This window comes from Microbulbifer jejuensis (assembly GCF_047289955.1).
Taxonomy (GTDB): Bacteria; Pseudomonadota; Gammaproteobacteria; order Pseudomonadales; family Cellvibrionaceae; genus Microbulbifer.
Window position 1 is genome coordinate 37,780 of the sequence record NZ_JBLBUB010000004.1, and the last position, 12,320, is coordinate 50,099.

The 12,320-nt window shown below is 57.7% G+C and carries 11 protein-coding genes; 6 read left to right on the plus strand and 5 right to left on the minus strand.

Annotated features, from left to right (window positions below; translation table 11 throughout):
• Positions 1 to 52: 52 nt before the first annotated feature.
• The 3 genes from ACL7TT_RS03545 to ACL7TT_RS03555 all read right to left on the minus strand — a co-directional run bounded on the left by ACL7TT_RS03545 (position 53) and on the right by ACL7TT_RS03555 (position 3,599).
• Complete coding sequence (locus ACL7TT_RS03545) at positions 53 to 1,909, minus strand: monovalent cation:proton antiporter-2 (CPA2) family protein (protein WP_413393218.1); 1,857 nt, start codon at positions 1,907 to 1,909, stop codon at positions 53 to 55.
• A gap of 31 nt (positions 1,910 to 1,940) precedes the next feature.
• The gene (locus ACL7TT_RS03550) at positions 1,941 to 3,230 is read right to left on the minus strand and encodes a cation:proton antiporter (protein WP_299945459.1); all 1,290 of its coding nucleotides are present in this window, start codon (positions 3,228 to 3,230) and stop codon (positions 1,941 to 1,943) included.
• A 90-nt stretch (positions 3,231 to 3,320) separates the two neighbouring features.
• Positions 3,321 to 3,599: a hypothetical protein gene (locus ACL7TT_RS03555; RefSeq protein ID WP_413393219.1), complete on the minus strand. Its 279-nt coding sequence runs from the start codon at positions 3,597 to 3,599 to the stop codon at positions 3,321 to 3,323.
• 69 nt (positions 3,600 to 3,668) lie between these two features.
• Here ACL7TT_RS03555 and ACL7TT_RS03560 point away from each other — a divergent pair, with 69 nt between their 5' ends.
• The 3 genes from ACL7TT_RS03560 (at position 3,669) to gstA (ending at position 5,797) form a co-directional block, all read left to right on the plus strand.
• Positions 3,669 to 4,067 (plus strand): DoxX family protein, encoded by a 399-nt coding sequence (locus ACL7TT_RS03560; protein ID WP_413393220.1) that lies wholly within the window; start codon positions 3,669 to 3,671, stop codon positions 4,065 to 4,067.
• A 58-nt stretch (positions 4,068 to 4,125) separates the two neighbouring features.
• On the plus strand, positions 4,126 to 5,097 hold the full coding sequence (locus ACL7TT_RS03565; protein ID WP_299945454.1) for a glutathione S-transferase family protein: 972 nt from the start codon (positions 4,126 to 4,128) through the stop codon (positions 5,095 to 5,097).
• A gap of 94 nt (positions 5,098 to 5,191) precedes the next feature.
• Entirely contained in the window at positions 5,192 to 5,797 is a 606-nt protein-coding gene (gstA, locus tag ACL7TT_RS03570; RefSeq protein ID WP_413393222.1) for a glutathione transferase GstA, read from the plus strand.
• A 9-nt stretch (positions 5,798 to 5,806) separates the two neighbouring features.
• On the opposite strand, the gene ACL7TT_RS03575 is transcribed toward gstA, so the two are convergent.
• Complete coding sequence (locus tag ACL7TT_RS03575) at positions 5,807 to 7,051, minus strand: multidrug effflux MFS transporter (protein WP_413393224.1); 1,245 nt, start codon at positions 7,049 to 7,051, stop codon at positions 5,807 to 5,809.
• Positions 7,052 to 7,195: 144 nt separating this feature from the next.
• Positions 7,196 to 8,050, minus strand: a complete 855-nt coding sequence (gene hexR, locus ACL7TT_RS03580) for a transcriptional regulator HexR (protein ID WP_413393226.1) — start codon at positions 8,048 to 8,050, stop codon at positions 7,196 to 7,198.
• A gap of 139 nt (positions 8,051 to 8,189) precedes the next feature.
• Between hexR and uvrD the strand changes: the two genes are divergently transcribed.
• From uvrD to ACL7TT_RS03595, 3 genes are all read left to right on the plus strand, one after another.
• Positions 8,190 to 10,394: a DNA helicase II gene (gene uvrD / locus ACL7TT_RS03585; RefSeq protein WP_299945446.1), complete on the plus strand. Its 2,205-nt coding sequence runs from the start codon at positions 8,190 to 8,192 to the stop codon at positions 10,392 to 10,394.
• 123 nt (positions 10,395 to 10,517) lie between these two features.
• Positions 10,518 to 11,654, plus strand: a complete 1,137-nt coding sequence (locus ACL7TT_RS03590) for a TRAP transporter substrate-binding protein (protein ID WP_413393455.1) — start codon at positions 10,518 to 10,520, stop codon at positions 11,652 to 11,654.
• 368 nt (positions 11,655 to 12,022) lie between these two features.
• A complete protein-coding gene (locus ACL7TT_RS03595; RefSeq protein ID WP_413393228.1) occupies positions 12,023 to 12,178 on the plus strand; it encodes a hypothetical protein in 156 nt (51 codons plus the stop codon).
• Positions 12,179 to 12,320: the final 142 nt, after the last annotated feature.

Consider the following 12,320-nt stretch of genomic DNA (forward strand, 5'->3'; position numbering starts at 1 on the left):
TGGCCCGCAAAGCCAAACCATTGCAATGTTGTATTGCGTCTTTGAGGGAAGGCTACTGCTTTTTCTCCTGGGGTTGCGCCTCCTCCCAGTAGTGGTCCAGGTGCAGGTCTTTGTCGCGTCTGTCCTCCTGTAGTGCTTGCAGTAGCTGCTCCCGGTAGATGCGGGTCTGGGCGATATGCTGGGACTCATCTCGCCAGTAGGGAAACAGGGATTCCAGCATACGCTGGTCGTGCTGTTTGAACCTGCGTGCGGCGCGGCGCGCGCGCAGGGGGCTGAGGCCGAGTAGCTCCAGGGCTTTTTGGCCGATGGACAGGGCCGAGTCCACAGTCTCGCGAAAAATATACTGTACCCCGGCCTCCATCAGCGCATATTGGTGCATGCGGTTGCGCGCCCTGGCGAGAATCGTCAGGTGGGGGAAATATTTCTGCAGCTGTGCGACGATTTCCAGGGAGGCGGCCTGATCACTGAGGGTGAGTATCACCAGGCGCGCATTCCCGGCCCCGGCAGCGCGCAGCAGGTCCTCCCGCGAGGCGTCCCCGTAATAGGCTTCAATGCCGTAGCGGCGCACCAAATCCAGTTGTTCGGCGTTGCGCTCCAACAGCGTGGTGCCAAATCCGCAGGCGTTGAGCAGGCGCCCCACAATCTGGCCGAAGCGGCCGTAGCCGATGATGATCACGGGTGAGCCCGAGTCCACCGGGGCACCGTGGTCTGTTACCAGCGGGCTGTCCGGACCACCGATAAAGCGCGGTTGGATATATTGTTCGTAAATAAGCAGCAGTATCGGCGTCAGCGCCATGGTCAGGGCGATCAGTGCCACCAGCAGACTGCCTGCTGCGGCGTCGAGTACCTGAATTTGGGTGGAAAAGGAGACCAGCACAAAACCGAATTCACCCGCTTGGGCCAAAGACAGGGCAAACAGCCAGTCCTCCCCTTTCGACATGCGCAGAACACGGGCCAGGGCGAACAAAACTCCGAACTTTACCAACACCAAACCCATCACCAGCCCCAGCAATAGCAGCGGGTACTCGGCGATCAGGGCGAAGTTCAGGCTCGCGCCCACAGCGATAAAAAAGAGCCCCAGCAGCAGTCCTTTGAAAGGCTGTATATCGGCTTCCAGCTCGTGCCGGAACTCGCTCTCGGCGAGCAGAACCCCCGCGAGGAAGGTGCCCAACGCGGGGGATAAATCCAGCCAGCTCATGACCGCGGCGGCGGCAAATACGATCAAAAGCGCAGTGACGGTAAACATCTCGCGCACCTGGCTGCCCGCAATCAGGCGCAACAGCGGGCCGAGCAGGTAACGCCCCGCTATGGCGAAGGCGGCAATGGTACCGATCACCGCAACGCCATAGCGCCAACCACTCAGGCCCCCTTCCTGGGCCTCTGCCGGGATACCCGCAAGCAATGGCAGTAGGGCGAGTATGGGGATAACAGCGATATCCTGGAAAAGCAATACTCCAAAGGCGCTGCGCCCACCCTGGGTTTTGAGTAGGCCCTTTTCACTCAAAGATTGCAGCACAATGGCCGTGGAGGAAAGGGCGAGAATCAGGCCGATGGCGATGGCCGAGCGCCAGCCTGGCTCAAACAAAGCCAGCACCAGGCCGGCTATCGCTGCGGCAGACAAAAGCAGTTGGGCGCTGCCCGTGCCGAAGATGGCCCCGCGCAGTTGCCAGAGCTTTCTGGGCTGCAGTTCCAGGCCGATCAGGAACAGCATCAGCGCCACGCCGAACTCGGCCACGTGCATTTCGTCGCTGGCATCGCCCACCAACCCCAACGCACTCGGGCCTATGGCCACGCCCGCGAGTAGATAGCCCAGTACAGACCCCAATCCCAGGCGGGTGGCGATGGGGACCGCGATAACCGCGGCGCCCAAAAAGATGACTGCGTGTGCAAGGAAACTGGTGTTTTCCATCGATTGTCTGTCGCTGTCTGGCGGTTTGCCGTCAGGAGGGTTTCACGGTGCTTTCCGGCTCGGCAAACTCCCGGCTGCGGCGTATCAAGGGGGCTATGGTAGAGCCCTGTACCACGATAGAAAAGAGTACCACGCCGTAGGTCATCACCACCCACAGATAGCGCAGGTCCTGTCCCTGCACAAAGGCACTGCCGGCCGGCAGGGACATGGCCAGCGCCAGTGCCAGGCCCCCGCGCAGTCCGCCCCAGATCAGTATCCGGCCGGTATAGGGGTGGTAGTTGCGCCGGCTTTTCAGGTAGAGGAACGGGACCCCCACTGCCAACACCCGTGCCAGTAGCACGATAATGATTCCCGCTGCCATCAACAGATAATCCAATGGGCGCAGGTTGATTGTGATCAGGAACAGTCCTACCAGCAGGAACAGTAAACCGTTGAGAAAATCCTCGGTGATATTCCAGAAGTTATCCAGTTCGTGCTGACTTACCCGGGAGAAGCCCCGTTCGCGGGTGAAATTGCCGATGATAATACCGCTGACCACCATCGCCAGGGCGCCGGAGACACCGAGTATATTGGCCAGGGAGAATCCCGCCGAAGGGATTGCCAGGGTGAGTAGCAATTCCAGGCTGTGGTCGTCAGTGCTGCAGATCAGCCAGTGGAAGATACCGCCGATGATCAGACCCAGCAGGATCCCGCCCAAGGCTTCGGTGGCAAACAGCTCCGCGACAGCTGATACCGTGGGCTGGCTGCCTTCAAAAGCCAGTGCGTAGATGACGGTGAATAGCACAATACCAAAGCCGTCGTTAAATAGGGACTCCCCTTCCACCTGGATGGATACCTGCTCCGGCGCTTTCAGGTTTTTCATAATCGCCAGTACCGCAATGGGGTCGGTAGGGGAGATCAATGCGCCGAACAACAGGCAGTAAACGAAGGCTACCGGCATATTGATGAGCAGCAGGAGCCAGTACAGGAGCGCGCCCACGACAAAGGTGGAGATCAGGGTACCGACGATGACCAGCAGGCTGATTTCCAGTCTCTGGTTGCGCAGTTCCAGCAAATCGATATGCAAACTGCCGGCGAAAAGCAGGAAGCCCAGCATCCCCTTCAAAAGGATATCCTGCAGGTTGAGCAGCGGCAGCAACTGGTCCACCCAGGTGCGCAGCTCCACCAATCCCAGTTTCCCCAGGCCGGTAACAACAAGTGACAGCGCCAGGGCACCGGTAGTAATGGCAATGGTGGTCTGCGCGCGCAACACCCGCTGGTTCAGAAAAGCGAGAAAAACCGACACAGCGCCGAGAAAACAAAAGGTGTAATAAACTTCCATGCCGTGCCTGGACTCCGGGGCGGGGCCACTTAGGGGTCTCCCCAACTCTCAATGGGGCAGCGGCGCCTGCCCGCTCGACGGACAAATTAATCAGTGTGTAAGGGTGCCGTTATTGTAGTCGTGCAGGGGGTGGCCGATTTTTCGCGAGCGCGGTAGGGGGTACTGCCGTGCAATGGCCCCGCCCTGCGGGTACAGCTGGGCTGCACCCCGATGCAATAGGGCGCGCAATTGTAACCGCTCATCGGGTAGACACAACCCATTTACCCTCTTAACACCCGACAGGAAGCGGGGGTTTGGATTGGACATGCCCCGATGATGATTGCCCCAGGGAAACCCTATGCCTTTACAGTCTTCCCCCAGCTGCCGCATTTCCGCTGTTCCGGGCTACACTGTTGGCATCCCTTTATCGATTGGCGTGCAACCGCGAGAGAGAAAGCCATGGCTAACCATCCTGTGCTGTGCGATACCTCCAAATTGATTGGCCGGGTTTTGTTGTCCCTGCTGTTTATTATTGCCGGCTGGGGCAAGCTGGGCGAGTATGCGATGACAGAGGAATTTATGGTATCGATGGGATTGCCGGCTTTGTTATTGCCGCTGGTGATTCTGGTGGAGCTGGCCGGAGGGTTATCGGTGCTGCTCGGTTTCTTTACCCGCTTTTCTGCAATCCTTCTCTTCCTGTTTTGCCTGGTCAGTGCCGGCATGGTGCATTTTGTTCCCGATGATTCCGGTGAGATGACCAGCTTTATGAAGAACCTCTCTATTGCTGGCGGTTTTCTGCTACTCGCCTGTGCTGGCGCGGGCCGCTTCAGCTTGGATCACTGGGTAAGAGGCAAGTAGCGCCGCACCCCGGCGAAAACGGGAGGCCGTCAATAACCGGCGGCCTGAGGAGAAGGCGATGGGTCAGCTTGTCGATGGCCGCTGGCGGAACCAAAGGCGCGACACGGGAAAAACCGGTGGCGAATACGTGCGGGAAGCGGCGCAATTGCGCAACTGGATCACCGCCGACGGCAGTCCCGGAATCAGTGGTGAGGGTGGCTTTGATGCCGAGGCCGGCCGCTATCACCTGTATGTCTCCCTGGCCTGCCCCTGGGCCCACCGCACCCTGATATTGCGCAAATTAAAAGGGCTGGAGCCCTATATCGACGTGTCAGTGGTCAGCCCTTTTATGCGCGAGCACGGCTGGTCTTTCAATACGGAGGAGGGCAGTAGTGGCGATCCGCTCTATCATTCGGATTATCTGTACCAATTATATCTGCGCAACCGCGACGATTATACTGGCCATGTCAGCGTGCCCCTACTCTGGGACAAGCGGCGGGCGTGTGTGGTCAATAATGAATCGTCGGAAATTGTCCGTATGTTCAACAGTGCTTTCGATCACCTCACCGGCAATCCGGAGGATTTCTATCCAGAAGACCTGCGCGGCGACATCGACGCCACCAATGCGGTGGTGTATGAAACGGTGAACAACGGTGTGTACCGCGCCGGCTTTGCCACCGTTCAGAAAGCCTACGAGCAGGCCTACGAAGCGTTATTTCGCACGCTCGACCAGTTGGAGCAGCGCTTACACAATAACCGCTATCTGACGGGCGACAGAATTACCGAGGCGGACTGGCGCCTGTTTACCACGCTGATCCGATTCGATGCGGTCTACCACGGCCACTTCAAATGTAACAAACAGCGCCTGGCGGATTACAAAAATCTGTGGGGGTTTACCCGTGAACTGTATCAGCAGCCGGGTGTAGCGGAGACGGTGAATTTTTTCCATATCAAGCACCACTACTACGATAGTCACCGCAATATCAACCCCACCGGCATAGTCCCCAAGGGACCCGAACTTGATTACGCAGCGCCCCACGGCCGGGGATAGTATGGGGCGTGGAAAAATACACCGGTATTAAAGACATCCCGGAAAGCGCTTCTATACTGCTGCTAGCAACACAACTGCCAACCGAGGAATACCCGTGAAGCTCTTCTACTCACCCGGTGCATGCTCCCTGTCCCCACATATTGTCGCCCGCGAAGCGGATATCGATCTGGACTTGTGTAAAGTGGATTTGGAAACCCACACCCTGGAAAACGGCGATGACTTCAGAAAGATCAACCCCAAGGGCTATGTTCCGGCACTGCAGCTGGATGGGGGGGAGATACTCACTGAGGGCGCTGCCATTGTGCAGTTTTTGGCCGAACAAAAGCCCGATGCCAATCTGGTGCCACCGGTGGGCACCCTCGCCCACTACCGCTTGCTCGAGTGGCTCAATTTCCTCAGTGCGGAAGTGCATGAATTGTTTAAACCTCTGTTCGCGAACGGTCCCGAGGAGGAACAGCAGCATGCGCGCGAAAACCTGATCCGGCGTTTTGACTATATCGAAAGGCACCTGGAAAAGGGTTACCTGATGGGGGAGGATTTTACCGTGCCGGATGCCTACCTGTATGTCTTGTCCACCTGGTTGGAGTCCATGCAGTTCGATATGTCACGCTGGCCACGATTGCAGGCTTTCAAAAAGTGCATGGCGGAGCGGCCGGAGGTGCAGCGGGCCCTTGAGGAGGAAAACGGCAAAAGTGCCTGACGGGCCACCTCAGCGCGGTGTGAGTCGCTGGGTTGGCTCAATGGGTTTGCGCGCTTTGGCGACAACAACGGCACTGAACAATGCCACCAGTGCCGAGGCAAACATCGACCCGGCGATAGGGGTCAGTGTGCCGGTGTGCAGGCTGCTCACCAGCCCGCCCAGCACACCGCCGGTAATAAAGATCGCAGCGCCGTAAAGGGCATTGGCGCTGCCGCTCATCTTCGGGAAAAACTCCAGGTAACAGGCGGTGGCGTTTGGCGCGATGATGCCGATACAGCTTATCACCAGTACCAAAGGTACCATCCACAGGATTAATTCCCGGATACCGGTCAGGGTGCACAGCAGCAGCAGGCCGCAGCCGAGCAGCTGAAGTGTAATGCCCGCCAGCAATATCATGCGCGGCTGAAACAGGTTGAGCAGGCGGATGTTCACCTGCACCATCAAGATCAACCCAAGGATGCAGGCGCCGAAAAACAGCGGAAACTGGCTGGCGCTAACGCCGAAATACTGCATAAAAACGAAGGGCGCTGTGGTGATGTAAATAAACATCGAGCCACTGACACAGGCCTGGGCGGCGAGAAACCCAAGGGCGCGGCGGTTGCGCAGAACCACGGCATAGCTGGCTATCAGGGAGCCCAGGGGCATCCGCTGGCGCCGGGCCCGGGTGAAGCGCGGCACGGTTTCCGGCAGTAGCCGATACACCAGCAGCAGCATGGCCATCGCGTACAGCAGCAGAAAAACAAAAATACTCTGCCAGCCGCCAATTTCCAGTAATAGTGAGCCGATCAAAGGCGCGATCAAAGGCGCGGTCAACATCATGGTGCTGATGATTGAGATAATCTTGGCGGCCTCGCGACCGCTGTGCAGATCGCGCACGATGGCGGCACAGATCACCGTGGCAAAACCACCGCCGATAGCCTGCAGAAAGCGCAGGAAAATCAGTTGGTCCACATGGTCTGCAAACAGTACCAGCAGCGATGTGACGATATACACGATGAGGCCGATGGTGCCCACCAGTCGCCGCCCCCAGCGGTCCGACAGCGGTCCGCCACACAGTTGCCCCAGGGCAAAGCCGAGCAAAAAACTGGAAACCGAGTACTGGACCCGCGCCACTTCGGACTCCAGTGCCGCGGCCATGGCAGGAATTGCCGGCAGGTAGCTGTCGATGGAGAAAGGGGTCAGTGAAACGAGCGCTGCCAGCCACACCACCAGCCAGCGTGGGGCTTTTTGTTCAGCGGTTGATGGGGTGGTCATTGATTGTGCTCTGGTACGGCTTGGTGTGGATAGTTCCCAACAGGGGCAATCCTGGGTGCAAGTTGCCTTAAACACGGTCGCGGGGCGCATGTCAGGAGGTGTGCGCCTATTATCCCCTGCGAAGGCGCGGCAATACACTCAAAATCAGTGTTTGTCTTCGCGCAGGGTGTAAAGGCCCTGCTTCAGTTTCAAAAGGTGGTTTTGCAACTGCGGCCCCTTGCGCTGCGCCACGCCGATGGCGAGTACATCGATCACCACCAGATGGGCAATGCGCGAGGACAGCGGCGTGTAGATCTCGATATCCTCTTCCACATCCACTTCCAGCGGGATATTGGCCTCTTGCACTACCGGTGAGCCGCTGGGTGCCAGACCCACGACCAGGGCCCCCTGTTTTTTCGCCATACCCATGGAGCGCAGCAGCGCCTTGGTGCGACCGCTCTGGGAGATCGCCACCACCACATCGCCGGGCTCCATGGACATGGCCGACATATTCTGGATATGGTGGTCAGAATGTGCGGCCGTGGCCAGTTGCAGGCGAAAGAATTTGTGCTGGGCATCGGCGGCGACGGCGCCGGAGGCTCCAAAGCCAAAAAATTCAACCCGCCTGGTTGCGGCCATGGCGGTTACCGCGGCTTCCAGCGCGCGGTTGTCTATTTTGTCCCGAACCATAAGCAGTGTATCCACGGTGGAGTCGAACACTTTGCGCTTGTATTCGGCAATGGTGTCCGTCTCGGTCACCGCGATCTGGCCAAAGCTGGGACTGGAGGCCAGCTGCTGGGCCAGGTTCAGCTTGAATTCCTGAAAGCCCGAGCAGCCCACCGCGCGGCAGAAGCGCACCACGGTGGGCTCACTGACCTGCGCCTCGGTGGCCAGGTCGACAATACGCATATGGATAATTTCGCCGGGATTGGCGAGAATATACTCCGCGACCTTGCGCTCGGATTTGCGCATGGAGGAGAGCTGTTCGCTGATTTTTTGCGTGACTTCCGCCGGTTTCACAGGACTTCCTTCGCAATCTCAGATGGCGCAGTGTAGCCCCTGCGCGCATCGCTGGCGAGCGGCTTTGTGTGGTCAGTCTGGGCAAGATCCTGTGTATTTACACAGGCCTTGCACACAAGCTCTGGTACAATTTTCGCCTATGGACGTATCTCAGATTCTAGACCCCCTCAACGACGCACAGCGTGAGGCGGTATCCGCAGCACCGGGCAATCAATTGGTCCTGGCCGGGGCCGGCTCGGGCAAAACCCGTGTATTGGTACACCGCATCGCCTGGCTGATGCGGGTGGAGGGTGCTTCGCCCTATGCCATTATGGCGGTGACGTTCACCAATAAAGCGGCTAAGGAGATGCGTGCGCGTATTGAAACGCTGCTGGGGGTGAATACCTTCGGTATGTGGGTGGGCACTTTCCACGGTCTTGCCCACCGCCTTCTCAAGGCGCACTGGCAGGAGGCCAAGCTGCCGCAAAACTTCCAAATACTCGACGCCGACGACCAGCTGCGTCTGCTCAAGCGGGTGCAGGCGGATCTGGGCCTGGACGAGAAAAAGTGGCCGGCGCGCGAAACCCAGTGGTGGATCGGCGCGCAAAAGGACGAGGGGCTGCGCCCTCAATATATCAATGCCGGTGCCGACCCCTGGCTGCAGACCATGGTGCGCATTTATGCTGCCTACGAGGTGGCCTGCCAACGTGGCGGCCTGGTGGACTTTGGCGAATTGCTGCTGCGCGCCCACGAATTGTGGCTCAACAACGACAGTGTCCTCGCCCACTACCGCCAGCGCTTCCCCTTTATCCTGGTGGACGAGTTTCAGGATACCAACGCGATTCAATACGCCTGGCTGCGTCTGCTAGCCGGTGAAGAGAGCCATATCACCGCGGTTGGCGACGACGACCAGTCCATCTATGGTTGGCGCGGCGCCAGGATCGAGAATATCCAACACTTTTCCACAGACCTGCGCGGTGTGCAGACAGTGCGCCTGGAGCAGAATTACCGTTCCACCTCCCGCATCCTCGATGCCGCCAACGCAGTCATCACCCACAACCGCGGCCGCCTCGGCAAGGCGCTGTGGACCAAGGGCGAGGAAGGCGAGCCCATTTCTGTCTACGCCGCCTACAACGAGCAGGATGAGGCGCGTTTTATTGTCGAGCGCATCAAAGATTGGGTCGGCAACGACAGCCGGCGGGACAGTATTGCCATTTTGTACCGCTCCAACGCCCAGTCGCGGGTGCTTGAAGAAGGACTCCTGCGCGAACAGGTCCCCTATCGTATCTACGGCGGTCAGCGTTTCTACGAACGCCTGGAAATCAAAAATGCGTTGTCTTACCTGCGCCTGATTGCCAACCGCAACGACGATACCGCCTTCGAGCGGGTGGTGAACACACCCACCCGCGGTATCGGTGCGCGCACGGTGGAAATGGTGCGTTCCTATGCCCGCGAGCAGGGCTGCTCCCTGTGGCAGGCGGCCAAGATGATGCTGCAACAGCGGGTGCTCGCCGCCCGTGCGGGCAATGCCCTGCAGGGGTTTCTGGATTTAATCAACCGGCTGGCCGCCAATGCCGAAGACAAAGAGCTGGAGGCAATCGCCGGAGATGTGATTGAAACCAGTGGCCTGCTGGCATTCCACGGCAAGGAAAAAGGCGAGAAAGGCCAGACCCGGGTGGAGAACCTGCAGGAACTGGTCAGCGCTTGTCGCGCTTTTACCGGCGTGGACCTGCCGGAGGGCGGGGATCAGGAGGGGGCGATTCCGCTGCTCAACCAATTCCTCGACAGTGCTGCACTGGATGCCGGCGAAGGGCAGGCAGATGAGTTTGAGGACGCGGTGCAGCTGATGACCCTGCACTCCGCCAAGGGCCTGGAGTTCCCCTTGGTGTTTATGGCCGGTGTGGAAGAAAATCTGTTTCCCCACAAAATGTCCGCCCAGGAGCCGGGCCGTATGGAGGAGGAGCGCCGCCTTTGCTATGTGGGTATTACCCGCGCGATGCGCAAGCTGTATATCACCTATGCGGAAAACCGCCGCCTGTTTGGCAGCGAAACCTACAACAGTCCCTCCCGCTTTATCGGTGAAATACCGGCCAGCCTGGTGCAGGAGGTGCGGCTGAAAACCGAGATATCGCGACCGCTGTACCAAGCCGATTATGGCAGGGTGGGAGAGTTTTCCGACCCGCCGCCGGATTTCGACGACCTGCCACCACTGGCTTTGGGGGGGCGCGTCGATCACCCCAAATTCGGCGAGGGCACCGTACTGCAGTTTGAAGGCAGTGGCCCCCGCGCCCGTGTGCAGGTCAACTTTGACGATGCCGGTAGCAAGTGGTTGGTGGTGGCTATGGCAAAGTTACAGCCCATGTAGCGGTGATTCCCGCGCAAGCCGGAATGTGTGAACAAAATGGGAACCGACCACTGGCCTTTGTCAGCGTGAGAAAACGAAGACGGCTTGCACCGAGCCAAAGAAAGAAAACGATCAATGGTAGCGATGAAGAAAATTAACTGGTACCCCGCCGTTATCCTCGGTCTCCTGGCTTTGCTCGTGATTACCTTTGCTGTATTGGTGGTATCCCGTGCATCGCTGGGGCCGAAACAACAATACACTGAGGCGGGTGCTCAAGAGCGGTATCACTGGAAGCTGGTTACCACCTGGCCGAAGAACTTTCCCGGCCTCGGTCGCGCGCCGGAGCATTTTGCCAAGGAGGTGGCGGTTATGTCGGGCGGGCGCCTGAAGATCAAGGTTTACGGCGCCGGCGAACTGGTGCCCGCGCTGGGGGTTTTCAGTGCGGTTTCCGAGGGCGCCGCGCAAATGGGGCACGGTGCCGCCTATTACTGGAAGGGAAAGATACCGGCGGCCCAGTTTTTCACCGCCGTGCCCTTCGGCCTGAATGCCCAGGAAATGAATGGCTGGCTGCATCACGGCGGTGGTCTGGAGCTCTGGCAGGCACTCTACGAGCCGTTTAACCTGATTCCCCTGGCCGGGGGCTCCACGGGTGTGCAGATGGCCGGCTGGTTCAACAAATCCATCCATTCCGTTGAGGATTTAAAGGGACTGAAGATGCGTATTCCCGGTATCGGCGGAGAGGTACTTAGCCGGGCGGGCGGAACGGCAGTTACCATCCCCGGCGGCGAGCTGTATACCGCATTGCAGACCGGTGTGATCGATGCCACCGAATGGGTCGGCCCCTACAATGATCTGGCTTTTGGTTTCCACCGGGTGGCCGAGTACTATTATTACCCCGGCTGGCATGAACCCGGCTCCATGATGGAATTTATCATCAACAAGAAGGCCTTCGAGCAACTGCCGAAAGATCTGCAGGAAATCGTGCGTGTCGCGGCCCGCGCAGCCAACCAGGATATGCTGGACGAGTACACTGCGCGCAATAACCGTGCCTTGAAAGAGCTGGTGGAAGAGCACGGCGTGAAGGTCAGGCGCCTGCCGGATGAGGTACTGTCCCACCTGAAGACAATTAATGCGGAAATCCTGCGGGAGACTGCAGCGCAGGATCCGGAATTTGACCGCGTTTACCAGGCATTCAAGGCGTTCGAGCAGGATGTGAAAGCCTATCATCAAATCAGTGAAGAAGCTTATTATCAGGCGCGTGAATTGAAGGAAGATAAATAGTCTATTCAACAAACCTGATTGAGCCAAAAAATCGCTCGGTGTCTATTCTATTCAGTAGCAGAGAAGCTTGAAAGTACAGGGGAATTGCACCAGATCATCGTATAGTGACATGTTTTCGGCGAAGATTACCCTATAAAGTTATAAAAAATGATCTGATAAGCGATTCTTCTCATTGGGTCGTTTGGATAACGATAACGCAGTTCAAGGCATTCGTGGAGTCAATACGGGATCGGGGCCGCTATTACAGCTTGAAAATCGTAGTGCAACTGCCCTGCAAGAAAGTAACCGGCTTAGAGCATTCTATATGGTTTGCAGTTAACCCCGAATACGCAGTTCTGATTGGCCGGTTTTTACCAGTAACTACTTGAATGGAAGAGCGTTTCGCAAAGTTAATCCAACTTCTCAGAGTTGTTGGCGGAGATGAGGTGAAGAAATTACAGAATACAGGTTTTCGCGGCTGGTGGAGTACAACATTGAAGAAATTCCAGACGCCGAATGGTGAATTTATGTTTAAAAGCGCATAAAGAGCAAGAAAATAGATATTTTTAAATTAAAGCAAAGGGTTGAACTGGGTATTCGGTGGTAAAAAACGGCCATTGGATGGCCAATGCATCCTAAACTCTAGTTCTAAAGGTATACTGCCAAAATTCTCAAAGTGACAAAGCG

Coding starts and splice junctions, on each gene's coding strand:
- ACL7TT_RS03545 (WP_413393218.1), bottom strand. CDS start 1,909: ATGGAAAACACCAGTTTCCTTGCACACGCAGTCATCTTTTTGGGCGCC.
- ACL7TT_RS03550 (WP_299945459.1), bottom strand. CDS start 3,230: ATGGAAGTTTATTACACCTTTTGTTTTCTCGGCGCTGTGTCGGTTTTT.
- ACL7TT_RS03555 (WP_413393219.1), bottom strand. CDS start 3,599: ATGCGGCAGCTGGGGGAAGACTGTAAAGGCATAGGGTTTCCCTGGGGC.
- ACL7TT_RS03560 (WP_413393220.1), top strand. CDS start 3,669: ATGGCTAACCATCCTGTGCTGTGCGATACCTCCAAATTGATTGGCCGG.
- ACL7TT_RS03565 (WP_299945454.1), top strand. CDS start 4,126: ATGGGTCAGCTTGTCGATGGCCGCTGGCGGAACCAAAGGCGCGACACG.
- ACL7TT_RS03575 (WP_413393224.1), bottom strand. CDS start 7,051: ATGACCACCCCATCAACCGCTGAACAAAAAGCCCCACGCTGGCTGGTG.
- uvrD (WP_299945446.1), top strand. CDS start 8,190: ATGGACGTATCTCAGATTCTAGACCCCCTCAACGACGCACAGCGTGAG.
- ACL7TT_RS03590 (WP_413393455.1), top strand. CDS start 10,518: ATGAAGAAAATTAACTGGTACCCCGCCGTTATCCTCGGTCTCCTGGCT.
- ACL7TT_RS03595 (WP_413393228.1), top strand. CDS start 12,023: ATGGAAGAGCGTTTCGCAAAGTTAATCCAACTTCTCAGAGTTGTTGGC.